Genomic DNA, 24,042 nt, shown 5'->3' on the forward strand with positions numbered 1-24,042 from the left:
AATTTTTGAAACATTTTTTATACATATTCAGTATTTGTTTGCTTTTTACTAGCTGCGACTTATTTAAAAAGTCTGATGGTCAAAACCCAGTGGCCAGAGTTAATGAGAGTTTTCTTTATAGGGATGACATTAAGGATGTGGTTCCAAAAGGCACTTCTAAAGAAGATAGTACCTTAATGGTAAACGCTTATATTAATCGTTGGGCGAGACGCTTACTTTTAATGGATGGTGCATTAGTGAATCTTTCGGAAGAGAAACAAAATGAATTCTCTAAATTAGTAGAGCAATATAAAAATGATTTATACACCAAAGCGTATCTAGAAGGCTTGGTTAAGAAAAATATTGATTCTGTAGTGCAACGCGAAACAGCACAGTTATTCTACGATAATAATATAGAGTCTTTTAAACTAAACGACGATTTAATTCAGTTTAGATATATAAGTTTACCATTAAATCCGGTTAACTTAGATACGATTAAAAAACGATTTCAACGCTTCCAATCTAAAGACAAAATGTATTTAGATTCTATTTCTGTTCAGTTTAAGTCGTATTCTTTAAATGATTCACTTTGGTTAAAATTAAGTCGTGTAGCAGATAAAATTCCTATTATCAATAATGCGAATAAAAATGAACTGTTAAAAAAAACTAATTTCTTACAGCTCAAAGATTCATTAAACCTATATTTGATGTTAGTAAACGACGTGCGACTTCAAAACGACTATGCACCTTTGGATTATGTAAATTCGTCGATTAAAAAAATTGTTATAAACAAGAGAAAATTAGAGCTCATTAAGCAACTCGAAAATGATATTACAAACGATGCTATTAAACAAAATAAATTCCAAACTTATAATTAAAGCAACCCTTTTGGTTGGCTTTATTTCTTTCAACTTTACTAATGCTCAAGAAATCATAAGCGATGAAGTTGTAGAAGTAGAACAAACCAAAGATACTTTAGTAAATAAAACTAGAATTAAAGCAGATGGAGTTGCCGCTGTTGTTGGTGATTTTATTATTCTAGAATCTGATTTAGATAGAGAAATAGCGCAACTTAAAGCGCAAGGTGCGGATTTAAAAGACGTAACACGATGTGAGCTTTTTGGAAGTTTATTAGAAAGTAAGTTGTATGCGCATCAAGCCATTCAAGATAGTGTTATTGTAAACGAATTATATATTAAGTCGCGTACGGAACAGCAAATTCAAGGCATTTTGGCACAAACCAAAGGAGATATGCAAGGTTTATTAGATTTCTATAAGAAAGATTCTGAACAAGCCTTACGTGATGAGATGTATGAGATTAATAAAAATGGGTATCTCGCGCAAGAAATGAGAACCAAAGTTACTGGAGATATTGAGGTGACACCAGAAGAGGTTCGTACATTTTTTAATGATATTCCAGTAGACGAACGTCCAATATTTGGAACCGAACTTAAACTGGCTCAAATTGTAATTATTCCAGAGGTAACGGAAGAATCTAAACAAGCCGTTATAGATAAGTTGAAAGGATTCAAAAAAGATGTTGAAGAAAACGGATCTAGCTTTACGACTAAAGTATTGTTTTATACGGAAGACTCTGCGTCTAAATCTACAGGTGGAAAATATACGTTAAACAGAAATCAGCCTAGAATGGTAAAAGAGTTTAGAGATGTTGCTTTTTCAATGGAAGAAGGTGAAATTTCGGAACCGTTTGAAACAGATTTTGGATATCATATAATTTTATTAGAAAAAATTAGAGGTCAAGAATACGATGTAAGACACATTTTAATTCGCCCAGACCTCACTCAAGAAGCCATTCAAAAAGCTAAAGACGAAATTGATGAAGTGAGAGCAAAGATTGCTGATGGCACATTGACTTTTGCTGAAGCTGCAAGAGAGTTTAGTGATGAAAAAGAAACTAAGTACGAAGGTGGACAAATGACCAACCCAGTGACACAAGATTTTAATTTTGAATTAACGAGAATAGAGCCAGAATTGTATGCTCAGATTCAAGATTTAAAGGATGGTGAGATTAGTGAAGTTTTACAAGATGAAGATCGTGTAAATAGAATAAAATTTAAGATTTTAACCGTTACAGATCGTATAGATGATCATGAAGCAGATTTTGCAAAAGATTATTTAAAGATTAAAGAATTGGCTTTACAAGACAAGCAAGTTGATGCTATTGCTAAATGGCAAAAAAAGACTATTGCTGAAACTTACGTTAAGGTTAATGGTGTTTATAAAGATTGTGATTTTCAAAGTAACTGGTTAAAAAAATAATAGAGTATGTCTGATGTTGCAATAATTGAAAATTTTGTAAAAAAATATACGGCACTAAAACAAGAAGTTGCTAAAGTTATTATTGGTCAAGATGACGTTGTAAATCAAATTTTAATTTCTATTTTCTCAGGTGGTCATTCACTTTTAATCGGAGTTCCAGGACTGGCAAAAACCTTAATGGTAAATACTATTGCACAAGCATTAGGATTAAATTTTAAACGTATTCAGTTTACTCCAGATTTAATGCCAAGTGATATTCTTGGTAGTGAAATTTTAGATGAAAACAGACAGTTTAAATTCATAAAAGGACCAATTTTTTCAAATATTGTCTTAGCAGATGAGATTAACAGAACACCTCCAAAAACGCAAGCCGCTTTATTAGAAGCCATGCAAGAGCGTTCTGTTACAGTTGCTGGTCATCAGTATAAATTAAATTTACCTTATTTTGTATTGGCAACTCAAAACCCAATAGAACAAGAAGGAACTTACCCGTTACCAGAAGCGCAGTTAGACCGTTTTATGTTTGCTATTAATTTAGAATATCCTTCGTTTCAAGAAGAAGTAGATGTAGTAAAAGCTACGACTACAGATGTTCAAATGACAGTAAATTCTTTGTTTACAGCTCAGGAAATTATTGATTTTCAAAATGTCATTCGTCGTATTCCAGTAGCAGATAATGTTATAGAATATGGAGTTTCTTTAGTCGCTAAAACGAGACCTAAAGCAGATACTGCTGCTGAGATTGTAAAAGAGTTTGTAGATTGGGGAGCAGGACCAAGAGCCTCTCAGAATTTAATTTTAGCAGCGAAAACACATGCAGCTACAACTGGTAAGTTTTCTCCAGATATTGAAAACGTTCAAGCCGTAGCAACCGGAATTCTTAGACATAGAATTATTAAAAACTACAAAGCAGAAGCAGAAGGTGTTACAGACGAAAAGATCATTCAAAGTCTGTTTTAACCAAAACGTAGCTTAAGATTATATAGCTCAGCCTTTTTTCTAATTTTATTGAAGTCTTTTGTTTGTTGATTTATATCTCTATCAAATGCGTGTTTTCACAATTTATATCTCCTTAAAAGCTGAATTTTAATTCATACTTATTCTAAATAATAAAACGGGCTCACTTTGCACTTAAGGGGCTTGTTGTTAGGTTTTTACGTGATTATGTTGTGATAATTAAAATTAATTATACGATATATTTTAAGAATAGTCAATAATGTTACATATATCTAAAATGTGTAGATTTGTTTCGGTTAAAAAAAAATGTAAAAACATTCAAAGAATTCTATTATATATTATATGAACATTTATACAGATTACCTAAGGCAAATAGAAGAACGTAAAGTTCAAGGGCTTCATCCTCAACCGATTGATGGTGCTGAGTTACTTAGTCAGATTATAGATCAGATTAAAGATTTAAATAACGAATATAGAGAGGATTCTCTTAATTTCTTTATCTATAATGTTTTACCTGGTACAACTAGGGCAGCTGGTGTTAAAGCTAAGTTTTTAAAAGAAATTATTTTAGGTGAATCTGTTGTTAAAGAAATCACTCCTGCTTTTGCTTTAGAGCAACTATCGCATATGAAGGGCGGACCTTCAGTAGAAGTGTTATTAGATTTGGCTTTAGGTGAAGATGCAGCTATTGCAGAAAACGCTGCTAAAGTATTAAAAACACAAGTGTTTTTATATGAAGCAGATACGGAACGTTTAGAAAATGCTTTTAAAGTAGGAAACACTATCGCAACTGATATTATTAAGAGTTACGCACAAGCTGAATTCTTTACGAAGTTACCAGAAGTTGAAGAAGAGATTGAAGTCGTAACTTATATCGCGGGTGTTGGTGATATTTCTACAGATTTATTATCTCCTGGTGCAGATGCGCACTCTAGATCAGATAGAGAATTACATGGGCAATGTATGTTTGAGCATAATAAAGACATGCAAAATGAATTGTTGGCTTTAAAGGAGCAACATCCAGATAAGCGTGTGATGTTAATCGCTGAAAAAGGAACCATGGGAGTTGGGTCTTCAAGAATGTCAGGTGTAAATAATGTCGCATTATGGACAGGCGTTCCATTTAGCAAATATGTTCCATTTATAAATTATGCTCCAGTAATTGCTGGTACAAATGGCATTGCACCAATTTTCTTAACAACAGTTAGTGTAACTGGTGGTATTGGTATCGATTTAAAAAATTGGGTAAAGCAAATAGATGCAGAAGGAAACACTATTGTAGACGAAGATGGAGAGCCAATTTTAAAGCAAACATATTCGGTTGATACAGGTACAGTGTTAACAATTAATACAAAAACAAAAAAATTATACAAAGACGGTGAAGAATTAAAAGATATTTCTACTGCATTAACGCCACCAAAAATGGAGTTTATTAAAGCAGGGGGGTCTTACGCTGTCGTATTTGGTAAGAAATTACAAACTTTAGCTTGCAAAATATTAGGTATAGATATTCCTCAAGTATATGCAGCTTCAAAAGAGGTTTCTATTGAAGGTCAAGGCTTAACAGCTGTTGAAAAAATATTTAATAAAAATGCTGTCGGAACTACACCAGGCAAAACGTTACATGCAGGTTCTAATGTTAGAGTAGAAGTAAATATTGTAGGGTCACAAGATACTACAGGTTTAATGACGTCTCAAGAATTAGAGATGATGGCTGCTACAGTGATTTCACCAATTGTGGATGGAGCCTACCAATCGGGTTGTCATACAGCGTCTGTTTGGGATGATAAGTCTAAAGCGAACATACCAAGATTAATGAGTTTTATGAACGACTTTGGTTTAATTACAGGTCGTGATCCTAAAGGGAAATATTTCCCAATGACGGATGTGATTCATAAAGTATTGAACGATATTACTGTTGGTGATTGGGACATTATTATCGGTGGAGATTCACACACACGTATGTCTAAAGGTGTTGCTTTTGGAGCCGATTCAGGAACCGTTGCTTTAGCATTGGCTACAGGCGAGGCTACTATGCCAATTCCAGAATCAGTAAAAGTGACATTTAAAGGACAAATGAAATCCTATATGGATTTTCGTGATGTGGTTCATGCTACACAATCTCAAATGTTGAAGCAATTTGGAGGTGAAAATGTATTTCAAGGACGTATTATTGAAGTGCATATTGGAACTTTAACTGCAGATGAGGCTTTTACATTTACAGATTGGACAGCAGAGATGAAAGCAAAAGCGTCTATCTGTATTTCTGAAGATGATACGTTGATTGAATCTTTAGAGATAGCAAAAGGTCGTATCCAAATCATGATTGATAAAGGAATGGACAATGCAAAACAAGTACTTAAAGGTCTTGTGGAAAAAGCAGAAACAAGAATCACGGAACTTAAAACAGGTATTAAACCATCTTTAAGACCAGATGCTAATGCGAAGTATCATGCAGAAGTTATTATTGATTTAGATGAAATTGCTGAACCAATGATTGCTGATCCAGATGTAAATAATGAGGATGTTTCTAAACGTTATACGCACGATAATATTAGACCATTATCTTTTTATGGTGGTACTAAAAAAGTGGACTTAGGATTCGTAGGATCTTGCATGGTTCATAAAGGTGATATGAAAATATTAGCGCAAATGTTAAAGAACATTGAAGCGCAACACGGTAAAGTTGAATTCAAAGCGCCATTAGTTGTAGCTCCTCCTACATATAATATTGTAGATGAGTTGAAAGCTGAAGGTGATTGGGAAGTTTTAGTAAGATATTCAGGTTTCGAATTCGATGATAACGCACCAAAAGGAGTAGCGCGTACAGGATACGAAAACATGTTATACTTAGAGCGTCCAGGATGTAACCTTTGTATGGGTAACCAAGAAAAGGCAGCGCCAGGAGATACGGTTATGGCAACATCAACACGTTTATTCCAAGGTAGAGTTGTAAAAGATTCTGGTGAGAAAAAAGGGGAGTCATTATTATCATCTACTCCAGTTGTTGTATTATCTACAATTTTAGGTAGAACACCGACATTAGCAGAATATGAAGCCGCAGTAGACGGTATTGTCTTAACGAAGTTTAAGCCTTCAACAAAGCAATTAGTGAGATAATTATAATTTTATTTTATATAAGTGAAAGCCTGAATCTTAGATTCAGGCTTTTTTTTTATAACCTTGTTTTAAGACATTGCTGTTTTTATTTTAGAACAATTATGATATAGAAAATACTTATTCCACTATCACTATTATATGTAATGAACGCTTTTAAAGTCATATTGCATTTTGTATATTAGTAAAATTAATTAAAAACTGATATTCCATGGCATTTGATATTGATATGATTAAAAAGGTTTATGCTAACATGACGGAGCGCGTCGATGCTGCTAGAGGCATTGTAGGTAAGCCATTAACACTTTCAGAAAAGATTTTATACTCACATTTGTGGGATGGTAAACCGAATAAGGCGTTTACAAGAGGAAAGGATTATGTAGATTTTGCTCCAGACCGTGTAGCTTGTCAAGATGCAACAGCGCAAATGGCCTTATTACAATTTATGCAAGCAGGTAAGCCAAAAGTAGCTGTACCAACAACGGTACATTGTGATCACTTAATCCAGGCTAAAGATGGAGCTGCAACAGATTTAAAGCACGCTAACCAAACAAGTAGTGAAGTATTTAACTTCCTAGAATCGGTATCAAATAAATATGGTATTGGATTCTGGAAACCAGGAGCTGGTATTATTCACCAAGTCGTTTTAGAGAATTATGCATTTCCTGGTGGAATGATGATTGGTACAGATTCACATACTGTAAATGCAGGTGGATTAGGTATGGTTGCTATTGGAGTTGGTGGAGCTGATGCTGTGGATGTTATGGCAGGAATGGCTTGGGAACTTAAATTTCCTAAGTTAATTGGTGTAAGATTAACGGGAAAACTTTCGGGGTGGACAGCACCTAAAGATGTGATTTTAAAAGTAGCTCAAATTCTTACCGTTAAAGGAGGGACAGGTGCGATTGTAGAATATTTTGGACCGGGAGCAACGTCTATGTCGTGTACTGGTAAAGGAACTATTTGTAATATGGGGGCTGAAATTGGTGCAACCACATCAACCTTTGGTTATGATGATTCTATGGAACGTTATTTACGTGCTACGGATAGAGCAGATGTTGCTGATGCAGCCAACGCTATTAGACCTTACTTAACAGCAGATGAAGAAGTGTATGCTAATCCAGAACAGTATTTTGATCAAGTCATAGAAATTAATCTTTCTGAATTAGGCCCATTATTGAATGGTCCTTTTACTCCAGATTTGTCTACAGAAGTGGGACGTGATATGACAGAAAAAGCAAAAGCTAACGATTGGCCTATGCAAGTTGAATGGGGACTTATTGGGTCTTGTACTAACTCATCATACGAAGATTTATCAAGAGCATCTTCTATTGCACAACAAGCACTAGATAAAGGTTTAAAAATGAAATCTGAATTAGGAATTAATCCAGGTTCTGAACAAGTTCGATTCACAGCAGAACGTGATGGAATTCTCGGGATATTTGAAAAATTAGACGCTAAAATATTTACAAATGCTTGTGGCCCTTGTATAGGACAATGGGCACGATATAGTGATCCTAAAAATGCACCTAAAAATAGTATTGTACATTCTTTTAATAGAAACTTTGCTAAGCGTGCAGATGGGAATCCGAATACACATGCTTTTGTAGCGTCACCAGAAATAACTGCGGCAATCGCCATTGCAGGTCGTTTAGATTTTAATCCTTTAACGGATAAACTAATCAATGAAAACGGTGAGGAAGTTATGTTTGAAGAGCCAACAGGATGGGAATTGCCTCCAAAAGGCTTTGAAGTTAAAGAAAATGGTTATTTAGCGCCAGTTGCAGATGGAAGTGGAGTTGTCGTTTCTGTAGACCCAGATTCAGAACGTATTCAATTATTAACACCATTTGAGCCAATTGGTAATGAAATTAATGGAGCTAAATTATTAATAAAAGCTTTCGGTAAATGTACAACAGATCACATTTCTATGGCTGGACCATGGTTGCGATTTAGAGGGCATTTAGATAATATTTCTAATAACTGCTTAATCGGAGCTGTTAATGCTTATGGAAAGAAAACCAATTTTGTAAAAAATCAATTAACAGGTGAGTTTGGTGGTGTTCCAGATACAGCAAGAGCATATAAAGCTGCTGGTATCAAAACAATTGTTGTTGGTGATCATAATTACGGTGAAGGATCGTCTAGAGAACATGCTGCAATGGAGCCAAGACATTTAGGTGTTGCGGCAGTAATAGTTAAATCTTTTGCACGTATTCATGAGACAAACCTTAAAAAGCAAGGTATGTTAGGTCTAACATTTGATAATGAGGCAGATTACGACTTAATTCAAGAAGATGATACGTTCAACTTTACAGATTTAAATGAATTTGCTCCAGATAAGCAATTACATATGGAGGTTGTTCATGCAGACGGAAGTAAAGATGTTATTGCTTTAAACCATACGTATAATCAAGCTCAAATAGAGTGGTATAATGAAGGTTCAGCTTTAAATTTAATTAAGAAGGAAAATAACGCTTAATAAGCTATCCTTTTATATAATTAGAACTCCTAGTAATTTAAACTAGGAGTTTTTTTGTGTTTAATTTGAAAGGACTGTTAATTTTTTACGTCTAAAAATTATACTCCTAAAATTATAATATTTATGAATTCTATTTGGATTTTTGAAGATGTTAATCTTTTCGATTTATTATGTCCTCATAAGTTCAAGGAATTTCAGGCTTCTCATAGTTTTAACGCTTATAAAAAGAGTGATTACATTTATTTTGAGGCCGATGCAGCTAATAAGGTTTATCTCATTGAAAAAGGCAAAGTTAAAATTGGCTACTATAACGAAGATGGATCAGAAGTAGTTAAAGCTATTTTAAGTAAAGGTGAACTGTTCGGTGAGAAAGCAATATTAGGAGATATTGTTCGTGATGAATTTGCGCAATCTATAGATAGTAATACGTCTATTTGCCCCGTTGGTGTTACAACGATGCATGAGCTAATGAGAGCTAACCAAACCTTTAGCTTTAAAATTTATAAATTCATTGGTTTTAAATTTAAAAAATTAGAACGACGTCTTCAGCTATTGTTGTTTAAAGATTCTAAAACGAGACTCCTAGAGTTTATAAGTGAATTATGTTCAGACTACGGTTATGATTGTGAAAAATCTGGAGATAATATTATCAATCATCCATACACCCAAAAAGACATGGCATCGTTAATAGGTGTTTCTAGGCCAACAATAAACATTTTACTTAACGAGCTTAAAGAGGAAAATTATTTAGATTTTAACGGAAAACAGATAAGAATCTTAAAAAAGACGGCTTAATGTTAGCTATCTAACATTTTAAGAAGCATTGCTTACTTAATTTTGAATTATAATTTTAAAAAAAAAGCAATGATGAAAAAAATGATTTTAGCGGTATTGGCACTCGGTATGTTTGCCAGTTCGTGCAGTAGTGATGACGACAACAAAAGTTCTGTAAATTCAAATTTAACCCTTAATCTTGATGGTTTAGAAGCATTAGGGAGTGACTTTGTTTATGAAGGATGGATTATTGTAGAGGGATCCCCAGTGTCTACAGGGACGTTTAGTAGTGTAGATTTTCCACAGACATTTAGTGTAAATTCAGAACAATTAGATATGGCAACTACGTTTGTACTATCTATTGAGCCAGCAGTGGACTCTGATCCTTCACCAGCAGCAACCAAAATTTTAGCAGGTGATTTTTCAGGTGCTTTGGCTAGTGTGGATTCTAACGGTATAGTCGCAAATTTTAGTGCTTCTACAGGTAGTTATATTTTAGCAACACCAACAGATACAGACGATACTAATGAAGATAGTGGAGTTTGGTTTTTAGATAATTCTAGTGGAAGTGCAGTTGCAGGATTAGACTTGCCAACATTAACAGATGGTTGGAAATATGAAGGTTGGGCTGTCTTGGATGGCACACCAATTAGTACAGGAACATTTACAGATCCAGCATTAGCAGACAACAATGCTACGACTTCAATTTTTAAAGGAGATGCAGGAAATGGACCGAGTTTCCCTGGTGAAGATTTTTTACAAAACGCACCAACAGGAATAACATTTCCAACAGATTTAAGAGGCGCTACAATTGTAATATCAGTTGAGCCTAGCCCAGATAACAGTCCAACGCCTTTTACATTAAAGCCTTTGGCTCATGTGGTACCTAGTGATGCAGCGGTTCATACAACTATTTCGATGGGAGTAGGGCCAACTGCGGTTGTTTCAGGTTCTGTAACACGAAATTAAAGCAAATTTAAATTGTTAGATTTGAAGCGTGATACCTATTTTTGGTGTTGCGCTTCTTCAATTTTATTATGTTATGACTAAAGATAAAACCACTAAAAATAGAATTTATAATGTTTTAGCGATTTTACTAATTATTTTGTTTGTGATTCCGCAAACGAGAGCGCCAATTCAGGTCTTCTTTCATAAGGGGTTTAGCTACATTAATACAGCAACACTCATCGATAAAGTAGAACGAAATACGGTAAGTAATTTAAATTGGGATCTAGTATCTGATAATGGTAATAGGTTAGATTTTAACGCTACAAAAGGAAAAGTGGTATTAATTAACTTTTGGGCGACCTGGTGTCCACCATGTATTGCAGAAATGCCAAGTCTTCAAGAATTATATAATGATTATGGTGATAAAGTTATATTTCTATTTGTGACAAATGATGATTTTGAAACCGTAGAAAAATTTAAAGTAAAAAAGAGTTTTAATTTTGAAGTATTTCGGCCTCTAAGTGAATCTCCAGAGGAATTGAGAGTGCATTCAATACCAAGAACATTTATCTTAAACAAGGCGAGCGAAATTGTTGTTGACGAGACTGGAGCCGTAAATTGGAATAGTGCTAAAGTCAGAAAACAACTTGATGAGTTGCTTTCCGAATAAACTACTTAAAATATTTAAAAGGCACTATTAACATTCCGAAGTTCTCTCCTTTATGCTTTCCTAGATGTTTATGATGAATTTTATGAGCACGTCTTAAGCCTCTAGCATATTTATTGTCGATATTTCTAAGCCATTTAAAACGTTGATGTATAAATATATCATGAACAATAAAGTAAGCAGCTCCATACACTAAAATACCTAATCCAATAGGGAGAGTGTACCATATAGCTTCATAACTCCACAGGTAAAAGCACGTCATACTTACAATAGCATAGAAGATAAAGAACGCGTCATTACGCTCGAACCAACTATCATGATCTTTATGATGATGATCTTTGTGTAAATTCCATAAAAAACCATGCATAATATACTTGTGCGTAAACCACGCATTAAATTCCATTATGAAAAATGTAGCAAGAAATATTAAAATCCAAAAAGCGATTTGCATTGCGTTGTTATTTTAAAGTAAATTTAATTGATATTTCACATAACTACGGGTTAGAAGCTCAATTTTTCTATAATTAGGAACTCTAATTCTAGTCGATTTTATTTGTAATGCAGGTGTTTTTTTTAGTTTATCTAATAATTTGCTATAATACCTATAAGCCATAAACACACCAAATTTAGCTTCTAAAGGTAAGTGTTTAATACCTTCTAGTCCGCCAGCAAAATCGGCTTCAATTTCACTTATGATGGCTTTTTTAGAAGCTTCATCAAGTTTGGTTAAATCGGTATTTGGAAAGTAAGTTCTACTCAAATCTTCAAAATCTTCTTTTAAATCGCGTAGAAAATTCACTTTCTGAAATGCAGAGCCTAGGCTCATAGCTGAATCTTTTAAATCGTCATACTTAGTATTATCTCCTTTTACAAAAACTTTAAGACACATTAAACCAACGACGTCTGCTGAGCCATAAATGTACGTTTTGTATTCTTCATCAGTTAAATAATCTTTTTTATGAAGGTCTAAACGCATACTATTCATAAAGGAATCCACTAGGTGCTTTTCAATTCCGTATTTGTGATAGGTTTCTTGAAAAGAATTTAAAATAGGATTGAGGCTAATTTTGTTTTCTAAAGCCGCTTCGAGATCATTTTCAAACATGTTAAAGAGTTTTTCTTTATCATAATTATGAAATGAATCAACGATTTCGTCAGCAAATCTTACAAAACCATAAATATTGTAAATGTCTTGCCTTATAGTGAGTGAAAGCATTTTTGTTGCCAAAGAGAACGAGGTACTATAAGCATTAGTTACTGCTTTGCTACAGATATGAGAAACGTTGTCAAAAATTAATTTCATAGGTGTAATTTTCTAAGTTGTTAAACTTCATTTTTTTGAATCAGTTCTGCAACTAGCTTTCCTGATATCAAAGCAGGTGGAACTCCTGGTCCAGGAACAGTAAGTTGTCCTGTAAAATAGAGTCCGTCTACTTTTTTACTTTTTAATTTTGGTCTTAAAAATGCTGTTTGCATTAAGGTGTTTGCCATACCGTATGCATTTCCTTTATAAGAGTTGTAATCTTCAATAAAATCATTAACACAATACGATTCTTTAAAGAGTATATGTGCTTTTACGTTTTGTTCTGTTCTCTGTTCAAAACGATTTATAATAAGGTCAAAATATTGTTGACGTAATTCTGGTGTGTCTTCTAGTCCTGGAGCAATTGGAATAAGGAAAAATCCGGTTTCACAATTTTCAGGTGCCATACTTGCATCTGTTACTGAAGGAAAGTTAGCATAAAATAATGGATTTTTAGGCCATTTTGGATTATCGTAAATTTCTTCTGCATGATTTTCAAAATCCGTATCAAAGAACAAATTGTGATGCTCGATATTGTTTAACTTTTGATTAAAACCAACATAAAAGAGTAGAGAAGAAGGGGCAAATGTTCTGCTTTCCCAATACGATTCACTGTACTGTCTATAGGTTTTGTCTAAAAGCGTTTCTGAATGGTGATAATCTGCACCACTTAAAATAATGTCAGAATCAATTGTTTTGCCGTTTACCGTTAGGCTTTTAGCTTTCTTATTCTCCACGTTTATTTTTTCGACATTGCTATCAGTGTAAATAGTGACACCCAAACTTTCTGCCAAACTTGTCATAGCTTTAACTATTTCGTACATACCTCCTTTAGGATGCCATGTGCCTAATCCAAAATCTGCAAAATTCATAAAACTATAAAACGAAGGAGTTTGATTTGGTTTAGCACCTAAAAACAAAACAGGAAATTCTAAAGTTGAGATAAGTTTAGGGTTCTTAAAGTTCTTTCGGACTTCTTTGCTAATCGTATTATAGAAGCGATCTAAGCGCGTAACAGTTTCTTTAGTTACCAATTCGAAAGGAGAAAGACCAGGCTTTAAAACCACTTTATTTATGGCAATGTCGTAATTTTCTTGAGCTGTCGCTATAAATTTACGAAGTGGCTTAGAGCTGCCAGTTTCAATACGTTCAAACTCATCACAAATCTTGTCCATGTGGTCTCCAATGGTGATGACATCATCAGAAAAGAAAATTTTATAGGCAGGACTTAATTTATCAAGTTGATAATAGTCACTGGTGGTTTTTCCAAAATCATTAAAGAATTTATCGAATATGTCTGGCATCCAGTACCAACTTGGACCGACATCAAACGTAAAACCATCTTTTTTAAATTGTCTAGCTCTTCCTCCTACAGTACTGTTCTTTTCGTAAATGGATACCGCATGCCCTGCTTTGGCTAAATAGCAAGATGCTGATAACGCTGAAAACCCAGAGCCTATTATGGAAATTGTTTTACGCATCAATTTATAATTCTTTAATTAGTGCTTTAATAGAATCGAATGGTTTTATGTGTTCTGGTAATTCTGTTTTATCAATATCATCTAACATTTTTCCTAAGATCCAGAAACTAGTCGTAGAGTTTTTTAACAGAACGTCATTAAATTCATTAATATAATTTGAAAGGTTTTCTTTTTCAGGCTTTACGGTGAAATACGACACAAAGACAATGTCGTCATAATAATTTTTAAGATCCTTTAGGCTTTGTATAGGAACACTTGGACCTAAAAATATAGAGCGATAGCCATGTCTAATAATCTCATGGTTAATGAACATTAAACCGAGTTCGTGTATTTCGTTATCGGGCAAATAAAGCACAAACGTTTTATTGGATTTGTGTGATTGTTTTGCTTGAATTTTCTCTGTATTAACTAACACCTTCTGACGAATAAGTGACGATACAAAATGCTCGTGAGCAGGAGTAATAGTATCAGTTTGCCACAATAAGCCAATTTCGGTTAATAGGGGAATAAAGATGTTGTAAAAAATATCTTGAAATCCGGTGTCATTGAGAAGTGAATCATAAGTTTTGTAAAATAGAGCCTGATCAAAATTGAGCATGGACAGCTTAAACGCGTTGATCGCATGACTCTCCATATTAGATTCATTAGCAATTTCTCTAACTAATTGCGGAATTTGATCAGATTCGATAGTCGCAATCTTAGAAATCTTATAACCATTATTATTAAGGTAACTTACGTTAAGAAGCTTTTGGAAACTCGCTAGGTCATAATACCTAATATTTGTTTCTGTACGTTTAGGCTCAAGTAAATTGTAACGCTTCTCCCAAATTCTAATCGTGTGTGCTTTAATTCCAGTAAGGTTTTCTAGATCTTTTATACTAAACCTATCTTTAATGTTGTTCATTTATTTTTGAAAATGTTTAAACAAAAATAAGGTTTATACTAATACGAAGTTTAGAATTAACAAAAATTATGAAAAAAAAGAATTGTAAAAGGAAATGAAACTGACTAAAAGTCTAATTATTGGGGAAGATTATAAATGAGGTTTTGAGTAATTGTGCGCACGAGAAGACTCGAACTTCCACGGACTAATGTCCACCAGCCCCTCAAGCTGGCGCGTCTACCAATTCCGCCACGTGCGCAAAATAATGAAGTAAATATAAAAAAAAAGTTAAGCATTATACTTAACTTTCTTTAGTGACCAGTCTGGGGCTCGAACCCAGGACCCTCTCCTTAAAAGGGAGATGCTCTGCCAACTGAGCTAACTGGTCGTTATTTTTTTTCTAACGAGGGTGCAAATATAAAACCTTTATGCAAATACAACGAACAGAATTAAAAAAATATTTTTTTTTATTTGTTGCCGATTTTAAGTCTAAAAAATAGAGTTATATCACGTAAGTAATTATGGCTTTCTAACAGCAAGATTTAGTGACTTCTCGTTTGGCATTTTGCCAAGTTAATATTTTCGTCAACCACATCGATTATGGCATATAAATTAAGTTTTAAGCAAAAAAAAAGTTAAGCATAATGCTTAACTTTTTTAGTGACCAGTCTGGGGCTCGAACCCAGGACCCTCTCCTTAAAAGGGAGATGCTCTGCCAACTGAGCTAACTGGTCATAATGCTTTTCTCTAACGAGGGTGCAAATATATAAGCTTTCTTTAATTTAACAACACTTTTTTAAATTTTTTTTTCGTTTTTTTGTTGTGAATAAACCTATCGGTTTAATAATCAATTTATAAGTGCTATGATTATAGTTTTAATAGGGTATATGGGCTCGGGAAAATCAACCATAGGTAAGGAATTAGCTACAGTATTGAATTGTAGTTTCTTAGATCTAGATGATTATATTTCTGATAAAGAAAACACGTCAATTTCGAATCTCTTTAAAACTAAAGGTGAAATCTATTTTAGAAAAAAAGAAACTGAATATTTAAAAGAACTTATTAATACGTCAGAACCACTTGTACTAGCCTTAGGAGGAGGTACACCCTGTTATGGAAGTAATATGGACTTGTTAACCGGAAACACCAATGTGGTTTCGTTTTATCTTAAACTTTCAATTCCGCTTTTAGAAAAACGCTTATTTAAGGAACGCGAAAAACGACCATTAATTAGTCATTTAAATACGGAAGCTGACTTATTAGAGTTTATAGGTAAGCACTTATTTGAACGTACTCAATATTATAGCAAATCACAATTCACACTAAAGACAGATCATAAAACACAACAAGAAATTTTAGAAGATCTTGTAGCGCATCTAGTCTAAATAAGCTTCGTAAGGTTGTTTGGATATGTTAACATGAACATGCTCAAATAATGAGGTAGAAAGAGAGATACCTTTAAAATCGGCTTTTACAGGATATTTTTTATGATTACGATTTACTAAAACGGCTGTTTTAAACTGTTTTAAAGGTACATCTAAAAAATGTTTAATACCATATATTAACGTACTACCAGAATTTAATACATCGTCAATAAGCACTAGTGACTTATTGGTGTAGTCATCTTTAGAGATAGAGGTTGTAATCGGTGCAGTTGGTTCTAATTTATTTATTGTGACTTTACACAAGGTAGACTCAATAGAGGAAATCTTATCTAAATTAGATTTTATTTTCTTTGCAAGTAAATAACCATTGCTTTCAATTCCAGCAATAATAAGCTCTGTTTCATTAACATTGCTTTCGTAGATTTGATATGCAATGCGTTTTATTTTATGCTCAATTTCTTTATGACTTAAAATCGTGTTTTTCGTTAGTGCCATAGGTTATTTTTAGAAAATTAAGATTTATTATAAACGACAGTTTTGAAGTTTAACAATTTAAATGTGTTAACATCAAAGCCTGCCAAATGCCCATTATGGGATTTCAAAGATAAAAAACAGTTCATTACCTTGTCTTTCTTTTATGGAATTAATTGAGGGTTTTAGTACTTTTATTTTGAATACCTGTTTAAAGAGTGCTTGGTATTCTGAAATATTGCCCCCAAATGGTGGTCCGACCTCAGTTAATTCTATATTGAACAATAGTCCAACGAGTTTTCCTGTTGGTTTTAATAATTGAAGCATTTGCTTAACATAATTAGATCTTAAGCTAGGATTGAGTGCACAAAAAAAAGTTTGTTCAATAATGAGGTCAAAGCTATCGTCTAATTCAAAAAAGTTAGCATTTAAAAGTTGACTTTGAGGAAACTCTGGCAAACGATTTTTAAAATTATCTAAAGGTTGCTTCGCAAAATCCAATACATACACGTTTTTAAAACCGTTATTCCATAAATATTCGGCTTCATAGCTATTCCCAGCACCAGGGATTAAAATTTTTAAGGTTTTGTCTTCAAGTTGATCAAAATACACTTTTAGAGGAGTAGAAACATAACCAATATTCCATCCGGTTTTATGAGATGTGTATCGCTCTTCCCAATAAGCTTTGTTCATTTGATCCATAACCTAGCTATATTCTTTTTAGATTAATACATTGATTTTGTAAACGTTAAATTTTAACGTTGCGTTCGAGTTCAATTTTCTATAGTTTATTCTTCGTCGTCGTCACGATAGTCATCAATATCGCGTCTATCTTTTTTGGTAGGCCTACCCGCTCCCTTCTTTCTGTAATAATCTTTGCTATATTTTAAAAGCTCTCTAGCTTCAAAAGCAGATTTTGGAGTGGTATCTACTCTGTATATGTCAACTAGTTTTGCGCCAACACGATTTGGTGGTAAATCGTTTACGGTAAGCTGATAGATAATCTGATCTTTTTTAAGTTCAATCTTATCGGTAGGGAACACTTCTCTAGAGGGTTTTACGCTAGCGCCATTAACTTTAACTTGTCCTTTTTTACATGCAGCTGTTGCAATACTTCTTGTTTTGTAATAGCGTACACACCATAAATATTTATCAATTCGCATATCTTTTTTACTAAAAACTACGTTAATGTTGTAGTGCAAAAATATTATATTATTGTATCTTGCGCGTTAAAAATAAGCAATAATGAACTTCGTTTTTAAACTGTGGTGGTTTAATGCGTACAATATAAGTTTCTATGAAAATTAAAATTTTAAAATTTAGTCTTTTATTAATGTTTTTAGTTACCGTTATTGTCTCTTGTAAAAGTGATGATGATAATGACACCACTCCTTTTGTTGAAGAAGACAGAACGGAGCAACAAGCTAAAGATAAAGACTCTTTAATAGCGTACTTAACATCACATTATTATAACTCAGGTTTTTTTGAAACGGGTTCTAATCATAGATATACGGATATCGTTATTACACCTTTAGAAGAAGGTGAAGCTGTACCAGAAAATCATACATTACTAATGAGTGCCGTAGAATTGCGCACTACTTCATATTATGAAGCTGATTATGAGTATTATGTGTTAAATATAAATCAAGGTGAAGGTGGCTCACCTGCATTTACAGATATGATTCGTGTGAGATATAGCGGAAGTTCAGTAAATGAGGCTTTAGATGGTAATTATGAGGTTTTTGACTCTAGTGCTACTCCTGTTGATTTTCCACTTCAAGCAGACGGTACAAATAATGCAGTTTTTGTTAGGGCTTGGCCGCTTGTGTTTCCTGAATTTAATGCGGCAACATTTGATGGTATTGATGAAAATGGTAACATTAATTTTACTAACCCTGGTTTAGGAGTCATGTTTATACCTTCTGGATTAGGTTATTTTTCAGGAACCAATACAGGATCTTCATATGATAATCTTATTTTTAAATTCGAATTGTTACAGTACGAAGTAGAAGATCATGATAATGACGGTATCCCTTCTTATATTGAAGATCGCAATAGCGATTTATATGTTATTGACGATGACACAGATGATGATGGGTGGCCTGATTTTATAGACATTGATGATGATGGAGATCTTGTTTTAACTATAGATGAATTAATGCCTACAACATATACCGTTAATACCAATCTTGGGGAAGTAGAACCAATACTTGCTGCTAACGAGTTTGAAAGAAGTAGAGTTAAGATTGGAGGTATTATTACTATTAAGACAGTAACTATTGTAGACTCTGATGACGATGGTACACCAGATTATTTAGATCCAGCGTTTACAACTAACTACAATGAGCTATAGTAGTTAAACTAAATTTTTGAAATAAGAAAAGCCGCTCAAAATTATTGAGCGGCTTTATTTATTTAGTATGTTATCTATTACTAAAGCGCAAGAGATAAACTTAGAATTAATTGATCTGGTCTTGTATCGATTCTACTTACAATTCCGGTACCTAAGTTCGTATCAATAAACGTAGCTTCGTTGTGATTAAAACCTCTTTCATATCTTAAATCAATTCCAATATTATTAAAGCTAAGTCCGATTCCAAAATTTAATCCTACAGAAAAATCATCTTCAACATTGTCAATATTAATACCATCAAATTCTGTATCTAAAATGTACTGTAAAGAAGGTCCTGCAAAAACACTAACAGGTCCTAAAATTTTAACACCGACTAATATAGGAGCATCAATTTTCTTTATAGAAAACTCATCACTACTATAATCACTTTTCGTTGCGGTATAAATTAATTCGGGTTTCAAATAGAACTTATTTCCTATTTTGCCAAAAAGCCCAATATGGTATCCAATATTACGATCTGGATTTTTAGCATTAGCACTAGCAGATTCAAAATAATCTCCGTTGGCACTATAGTTTAATCCTCCTTTGATCCCAAAAGAATTACCGTTTTGTGCCGTCATTGAAAATCCAACAAAAGCAAAAATTACAGTTGCAATAACTGTTTTCTTTAAATTTTTCATAATGTTCGTTTTTTTATAAGATTAGGTACTTACTTCAAAAACGGTACCAAATCAAAATTATTTTCTTTTCATTATTTTTTTAACAGCATTTTGAATAGCATTGCTATTTAAACTTTACTTATTTAGACGCTGTAAAGCATCGTAGAAGTGTTAACTAACGTTTTTTAAAGGAAGGGAGATATACAATAAAAGTAGAATCGTTATTTTGAGCGCAGTTGAAAACCATATAAACATGATGTCTAATAAATTTCTACTACGCCCAATATTACAAAACTTTAAAAATAAGTACTTTAGAATACTGCTTTTATTTATTTAATATTAAAGCGTTATTGATAAGCTCAAAATTAAATGGTTAGGCTTGGTGTCAATTCTACTGTATCTACCTTGATTTTCTTCCATAAACGAAGCTTCATTATTGTCAAAACCTCTTTCATATCTTAAATCAATACCTATTGTATTGAAATCAACAGCAATTCCAAAATTAAAACCAACTTTAAATTTATTTCGAATATCGTCAATATCAACACCGCGAAAATCTGAGCCTAGGATAAATTGCATAGCTGGTCCAGCAAATACACTTATAGGGTCTAAAAGTTGTACACCCACTAAGATAGGAACATCAATTTTTCTAACATTGAATTCAGCATTATCGTAATCACTTTTGATAGCTGTGTAAACAAACTCAGGTCTTAAATAAATTTCATCACCCATCTTGCCAAAAACACCAATATGGTAACCTATATTTTTATCCGGATTACTGCGATTAAAGCTAAGTGCATCAAAGTATTCTCCGGTAGCACCATAATTTAAACCACCTTTAATTCCAAAAGAAATTGGATTTTGACCGTAGGCTGAAAATACAGCAAGAGCAAAAAATGTACTAGTGATAATTAATTTTTTAAAATTATTCACAATGTCCTAGGTTTAAATATTCACATTCAGTTGAAACAACGCTGCTCTTAGAAAGAATTATTTCCTTTTCAGAACTTTTTTAACGGCATTTTGGATTGCATCACTATTTAAACCATACTTATCCATTAGTTGTGCTGGTGTTCCAGATTCTCCAAAAGTATCGTTTGTAGCTACAAATTCTTGAGGCGTAGGATTATGCTGTGCTAAAACTCTAGCAACACTTTCTCCAAGACCACCAAGATGATTGTGCTCTTCAGCAGTAACAATACATCGTGTTTTAGCAACGGAATCTAAAATAGCTTTATCGTCTAAAGGTTTAATGGTATGGATATTTATGACTTCTGCAGAAATACCAGCTTCTTGTAAGGCTTTTGAAGCTTCTAAAGCTTCCCATACTAAGTGACCTGTGGCTACAATAGTAACATCAGTTCCTTCTGTAAACTTAATGGCTTTACCGATTTCAAATTTCTGATCTGCAGGTGTGAAAATTGGCACAGACGGGCGACCAAATCGTAAATAAACTGGGCCGTCATAATCAGCAATGGCAATAGTCGCAGCTTTTGTTTGGTTGTAATCACATGGATTAATAACTACCATTCCTGGTAACATTTTCATTAATCCGATATCTTCTAAAATTTGATGTGTAGCTCCATCTTCACCTAAAGTTAATCCAGCGTGAGATGCACAAATTTTTACATTCTTACCAGAATAAGCAATAGATTGACGAATCTGGTCATAAACGCGACCTGTAGAGAAGTTTGCAAAAGTCCCTGTAAATGGAATTTTTCCACCAATAGTTAAACCAGCAGCAATCCCCATCATGTTAGCTTCTGCAATCCCTATTTGGAAAAAACGTTCAGGATTCTCTTTAATAAATTCGTCCATTTTTAAAGACCCAATTAAGTCAGCACATAAGGCAACAACATTAGGATTTGTACGCCCTAATTCTGCTAAACCAGCACCAAATCCACTTCTTGTATCTTTTTTTTCTGTGTATGTATATGTTTTCATAATAATGCCCATAAAAATGGGTATCTGTTTAATTAGACTTTTTTTAGTAATCTCCTAAAGTTTCAGGGTTTTGAGATAAACCTTCTTTTAGTTGCTCATCGTTAGGAGCTTTTCCATGCCAAGCATGTGTATGCATCATAAAATCGACACCGTTACCCATAACTGTATGTAAAAGAACACAAACAGGTTTTCCTTTTCCTGTTAAGGATTTTGCATCCTTCATACCTTCTAGTATAGCTTCAATATCGTTACCTTTTTCGATGTCTAAAACGGTCCATCCAAAAGCTTCAAATTTTGCTCTTAGACTTCCCATTGGTAAAACATCATCTGTAGAACCATCAATTTGTTGTTGGTTTAAATCTATCGTAGAAATAAGATTATCTACTTTTTTAGCCGAAGCATACATTATAGCTTCCCAGTTTTGACCTTCTTGTAATTCACCATCACCATGAAGACTATATACTAAGTGATCATCATTGTTTAGTTTCTTGGCTTGAGCAGCACCAAGTGCTACAGACATACCTTGACCTAAAGAACCAGAAGCGATTCGGATACCTGGTAATCCTTCATGTGTCGTTGGATGTCCTTGTAAACGCGAGTTAATTAGTCTAAATGTATTCAGTTCTTCAACAGGGAAATATCCGGATCTTGCTAATACACTATAATATACAGGTGAAATGTGTCCGTTTGAAAGAAAAAATAAATCTTCTCCAATTCCGTCCATATCAAAACCGTCTTTTCTTTCCATCAGCTCTTGGTATAGAGAAACAAAAAATTCAGCACAACCTAGCGATCCTCCTGGGTGACCAGAGTTTACCTTGTGTACCATTCGTATAATATCTCTACGAACTTGAGTAGTTAAATCAGTTAATTCTTTAATGTTTGGCATGTTATGTTGCTTAAGTTTTATGCCACAAAAGTAACTTTTTACTCAGGGTTTTCAAAAGTTGCAATGGAGCACTTATTAACGAATTGTATGATTTGCTAACAATATGTCGAAAATTCTAAAAATCAAAGCGCAAATTCCAAATTAGAAATAGACCACATTTTTTAAATCTAATTTAAGAAGGAATGTTATAGAGTTATTTATATTTGCCGTCGGACTTATATTTAATGAAACGAGCATGCTGAAATTATTATCAATTAATGGCGCGAATAATTGCGAACAACATGTGTCCACTGAAAAACAATAAGTATTAACACATGAAATTTACAAGAGTAGCAAACGATAAAGAAACCAAAGCAAGAGCAGGATCTATTACTACAGATCATGGCACTATAGAAACGCCTATTTTTATGCCAGTTGGTACTGTGGGCTCCGTAAAGGGAGTGCATCAACGTGAGTTGAAAAACGATATTAACCCTGATATTATTCTAGGAAACACCTATCATCTCTATTTAAGACCTCAAACCCCAATTTTAGAACAAGCTGGTGGTTTACATAAATTTATGAATTGGGATCGTAATATTTTAACGGATTCTGGTGGTTACCAAGTGTATTCGATGTCTTCAAATAGAAAGATAAAAGAAGAAGGGGTAAAGTTTAAATCACATATTGATGGGAGTTACCACGTATTTACACCAGAAAACGTGATGGAAGTACAGCGTAGTATTGGGGCCGATATTATTATGGCTTTTGATGAGTGTACACCGTATCCATGCGATTACAACTATGCTAAGCGTTCTATGCACATGACGCATCGTTGGTTAGAACGTTGTTTAACACATCTTAAAAAGACACCTTTTAAATATGATTATGAACAAACATTTTTTCCGATTGTTCAAGGTAGTTGTTATAAAGATTTAAGAGAACAATCAGCTGAATATATTGCAAATGCTGGTGCAGCAGGTAATGCTATTGGTGGATTATCAGTAGGTGAACCAGCAGAAGAAATGTATGCTATGACAGATATCGTTTGTAGTATTTTGCCAGAAGACAAACCGCGTTATTTAATGGGAGTGGGAACACCAATCAATATATTAGAAAATATAGCGTTAGGTGTAGATATGTTTGATTGTGTAATGCCAACACGAAATGCTAGAAACGGTATGTTGTTTACGGCTCATGGCTCAATTAATATCAAAAATTTAAAATGGGCTGATGATTTTTCGCCTGTAGATGAAATGGGAATTACATTTGTAGATACCGAATATACTAAAGCGTATTTAAGACATTTATTTACGGTTAATGAATTATTGGGTAAGCAAATAGCAACCATTCATAATCTTGGGTTTTACCTTTGGTTAACTAGAGAAGCCAGAAAACATATTATTGCAGGAGATTTTAGAGCTTGGAAAGATAAAATGGTAAAGCAAATGGATAACCGACTTTAGAACTTGAACTTGAAGCTGAAAAAAA

General features: G+C 33.6%; 22 protein-coding genes and 3 tRNA genes. 11 read left to right on the forward strand and 14 right to left on the reverse strand.

All coding sequences use genetic code 11. From position 1 onward, the window contains the following. The first annotated feature begins 5 nt into the window (after window positions 1–5). The 8 genes from BLT80_RS08875 to BLT80_RS08910 all read left to right on the forward strand — a co-directional run bounded on the left by BLT80_RS08875 (window position 6) and on the right by BLT80_RS08910 (window position 11,207). A complete protein-coding gene (locus tag BLT80_RS08875) occupies window positions 6–857 on the forward strand; it encodes a peptidyl-prolyl cis-trans isomerase (RefSeq protein ID WP_245710192.1) in 852 nt (283 codons plus the stop codon). Continuing rightward, window positions 805–2,259 (forward strand): peptidylprolyl isomerase, encoded by a 1,455-nt coding sequence (locus BLT80_RS08880; RefSeq protein WP_092467264.1) that lies wholly within the window; start codon window positions 805–807, stop codon window positions 2,257–2,259. The genes BLT80_RS08875 and BLT80_RS08880 overlap by 53 nt, the downstream gene beginning before the upstream one ends. A 6-nt stretch (window positions 2,260–2,265) precedes the next feature. Beyond that, on the forward strand, window positions 2,266–3,219 hold the full coding sequence (locus tag BLT80_RS08885; RefSeq protein ID WP_092467265.1) for an AAA family ATPase: 954 nt from the start codon (window positions 2,266–2,268) through the stop codon (window positions 3,217–3,219). Between the two features lie 339 nt (window positions 3,220–3,558). Further along, window positions 3,559–6,336 carry a bifunctional aconitate hydratase 2/2-methylisocitrate dehydratase gene (locus BLT80_RS08890; protein WP_092467266.1) on the forward strand — a complete coding sequence of 926 codons (2,778 nt, stop codon included), beginning with the start codon at window positions 3,559–3,561 and terminating at the stop codon, window positions 6,334–6,336. A gap of 208 nt (window positions 6,337–6,544) precedes the next feature. Then, window positions 6,545–8,815, forward strand: a complete 2,271-nt coding sequence (locus BLT80_RS08895) for an aconitate hydratase (RefSeq protein ID WP_092467267.1) — start codon at window positions 6,545–6,547, stop codon at window positions 8,813–8,815. 123 nt (window positions 8,816–8,938) lie between these two features. Next, window positions 8,939–9,610, forward strand: coding sequence for a Crp/Fnr family transcriptional regulator (locus tag BLT80_RS08900; RefSeq protein WP_092467268.1), 672 nt, complete (start codon window positions 8,939–8,941; stop codon window positions 9,608–9,610). Between the two features lie 69 nt (window positions 9,611–9,679). Beyond that, window positions 9,680–10,558: an anti-sigma factor gene (locus tag BLT80_RS08905; RefSeq protein WP_092467319.1), complete on the forward strand. Its 879-nt coding sequence runs from the start codon at window positions 9,680–9,682 to the stop codon at window positions 10,556–10,558. Window positions 10,559–10,631: 73 nt separating this feature from the next. Beyond that, a complete protein-coding gene (locus tag BLT80_RS08910) occupies window positions 10,632–11,207 on the forward strand; it encodes a TlpA family protein disulfide reductase (RefSeq protein ID WP_092467320.1) in 576 nt (191 codons plus the stop codon). A 1-nt stretch (window position 11,208) separates the two neighbouring features. Here the strand turns inward: BLT80_RS08910 and BLT80_RS08915 are convergent, their stop codons facing one another. From BLT80_RS08915 to BLT80_RS08945, 7 genes are all read right to left on the reverse strand, one after another. Beyond that, complete coding sequence (locus BLT80_RS08915; protein WP_092467269.1) at window positions 11,209–11,655, reverse strand: sterol desaturase family protein; 447 nt, start codon at window positions 11,653–11,655, stop codon at window positions 11,209–11,211. 12 nt (window positions 11,656–11,667) lie between these two features. Continuing rightward, window positions 11,668–12,507, reverse strand: a complete 840-nt coding sequence (locus tag BLT80_RS08920; RefSeq protein WP_092467270.1) for a phytoene/squalene synthase family protein — start codon at window positions 12,505–12,507, stop codon at window positions 11,668–11,670. Between the two features lie 20 nt (window positions 12,508–12,527). Then, window positions 12,528–13,988 (reverse strand): phytoene desaturase family protein, encoded by a 1,461-nt coding sequence (locus BLT80_RS08925; RefSeq protein ID WP_092467271.1) that lies wholly within the window; start codon window positions 13,986–13,988, stop codon window positions 12,528–12,530. Window positions 13,989–13,992: 4 nt separating this feature from the next. Further along, complete coding sequence (locus tag BLT80_RS08930) at window positions 13,993–14,892, reverse strand: MerR family transcriptional regulator (RefSeq protein ID WP_092467272.1); 900 nt, start codon at window positions 14,890–14,892, stop codon at window positions 13,993–13,995. Window positions 14,893–15,046: 154 nt separating this feature from the next. Beyond that, window positions 15,047–15,130 (reverse strand) — tRNA-Leu (locus tag BLT80_RS08935). Window positions 15,131–15,186: 56 nt separating this feature from the next. Further along, window positions 15,187–15,259: transfer RNA gene (locus tag BLT80_RS08940), tRNA-Lys, on the reverse strand. A 273-nt stretch (window positions 15,260–15,532) separates the two neighbouring features. Next, window positions 15,533–15,605 (reverse strand) — tRNA-Lys (locus BLT80_RS08945). 129 nt (window positions 15,606–15,734) lie between these two features. On the opposite strand from BLT80_RS08945, the gene BLT80_RS08950 reads away from it, so the two are divergent. Then, a complete protein-coding gene (locus BLT80_RS08950; RefSeq protein WP_092467273.1) occupies window positions 15,735–16,256 on the forward strand; it encodes a shikimate kinase in 522 nt (173 codons plus the stop codon). Here BLT80_RS08950 and BLT80_RS08955 read toward each other — a convergent pair. The 3 genes from BLT80_RS08955 to BLT80_RS08965 form a co-directional block, all read right to left on the reverse strand. Further along, the gene (locus tag BLT80_RS08955; protein ID WP_092467274.1) at window positions 16,248–16,751 is read right to left on the reverse strand and encodes a phosphoribosyltransferase family protein; all 504 of its coding nucleotides are present in this window, start codon (window positions 16,749–16,751) and stop codon (window positions 16,248–16,250) included. The two genes, BLT80_RS08950 and BLT80_RS08955, sit on opposite strands and share 9 nt — an antisense overlap. Before the next feature lie 93 nt (window positions 16,752–16,844). After that, window positions 16,845–17,420 (reverse strand): methyltransferase domain-containing protein, encoded by a 576-nt coding sequence (locus BLT80_RS08960; RefSeq protein ID WP_175455576.1) that lies wholly within the window; start codon window positions 17,418–17,420, stop codon window positions 16,845–16,847. 95 nt (window positions 17,421–17,515) lie between these two features. After that, window positions 17,516–17,890 carry an RNA-binding S4 domain-containing protein gene (locus tag BLT80_RS08965; RefSeq protein ID WP_092467276.1) on the reverse strand — a complete coding sequence of 125 codons (375 nt, stop codon included), beginning with the start codon at window positions 17,888–17,890 and terminating at the stop codon, window positions 17,516–17,518. A gap of 134 nt (window positions 17,891–18,024) precedes the next feature. Here BLT80_RS08965 and BLT80_RS08970 point away from each other — a divergent pair, with 134 nt between their 5' ends. After that, window positions 18,025–19,080 (forward strand): FKBP-type peptidyl-prolyl cis-trans isomerase, encoded by a 1,056-nt coding sequence (locus BLT80_RS08970; RefSeq protein ID WP_092467277.1) that lies wholly within the window; start codon window positions 18,025–18,027, stop codon window positions 19,078–19,080. An 80-nt stretch (window positions 19,081–19,160) separates the two neighbouring features. On the opposite strand, the gene BLT80_RS08975 is transcribed toward BLT80_RS08970, so the two are convergent. From BLT80_RS08975 to BLT80_RS08990, 4 genes are all read right to left on the reverse strand, one after another. Further along, window positions 19,161–19,760, reverse strand: a complete 600-nt coding sequence (locus BLT80_RS08975) for an outer membrane beta-barrel protein (protein ID WP_092467278.1) — start codon at window positions 19,758–19,760, stop codon at window positions 19,161–19,163. Window positions 19,761–20,078: 318 nt separating this feature from the next. Further along, a complete protein-coding gene (locus tag BLT80_RS08980) occupies window positions 20,079–20,672 on the reverse strand; it encodes a porin family protein (protein ID WP_092467279.1) in 594 nt (197 codons plus the stop codon). A 57-nt stretch (window positions 20,673–20,729) separates the two neighbouring features. Next, a complete protein-coding gene (locus tag BLT80_RS08985) occupies window positions 20,730–21,683 on the reverse strand; it encodes a transketolase family protein (RefSeq protein WP_092467280.1) in 954 nt (317 codons plus the stop codon). Window positions 21,684–21,726: 43 nt separating this feature from the next. Further along, window positions 21,727–22,572: a transketolase gene (locus tag BLT80_RS08990; RefSeq protein WP_092467281.1), complete on the reverse strand. Its 846-nt coding sequence runs from the start codon at window positions 22,570–22,572 to the stop codon at window positions 21,727–21,729. A 314-nt stretch (window positions 22,573–22,886) separates the two neighbouring features. Here BLT80_RS08990 and tgt point away from each other — a divergent pair, with 314 nt between their 5' ends. Then, complete coding sequence (gene tgt, locus BLT80_RS08995) at window positions 22,887–24,017, forward strand: tRNA guanosine(34) transglycosylase Tgt (RefSeq protein ID WP_092467282.1); 1,131 nt, start codon at window positions 22,887–22,889, stop codon at window positions 24,015–24,017. The last annotated feature ends 25 nt before the right edge of the window (window positions 24,018–24,042 follow it).

Origin of the sequence: Winogradskyella thalassocola, assembly GCF_900099995.1 — a bacterium.
In the GTDB taxonomy this organism is placed as follows: Bacteria; Bacteroidota; Bacteroidia; order Flavobacteriales; family Flavobacteriaceae; genus Winogradskyella; species Winogradskyella thalassocola.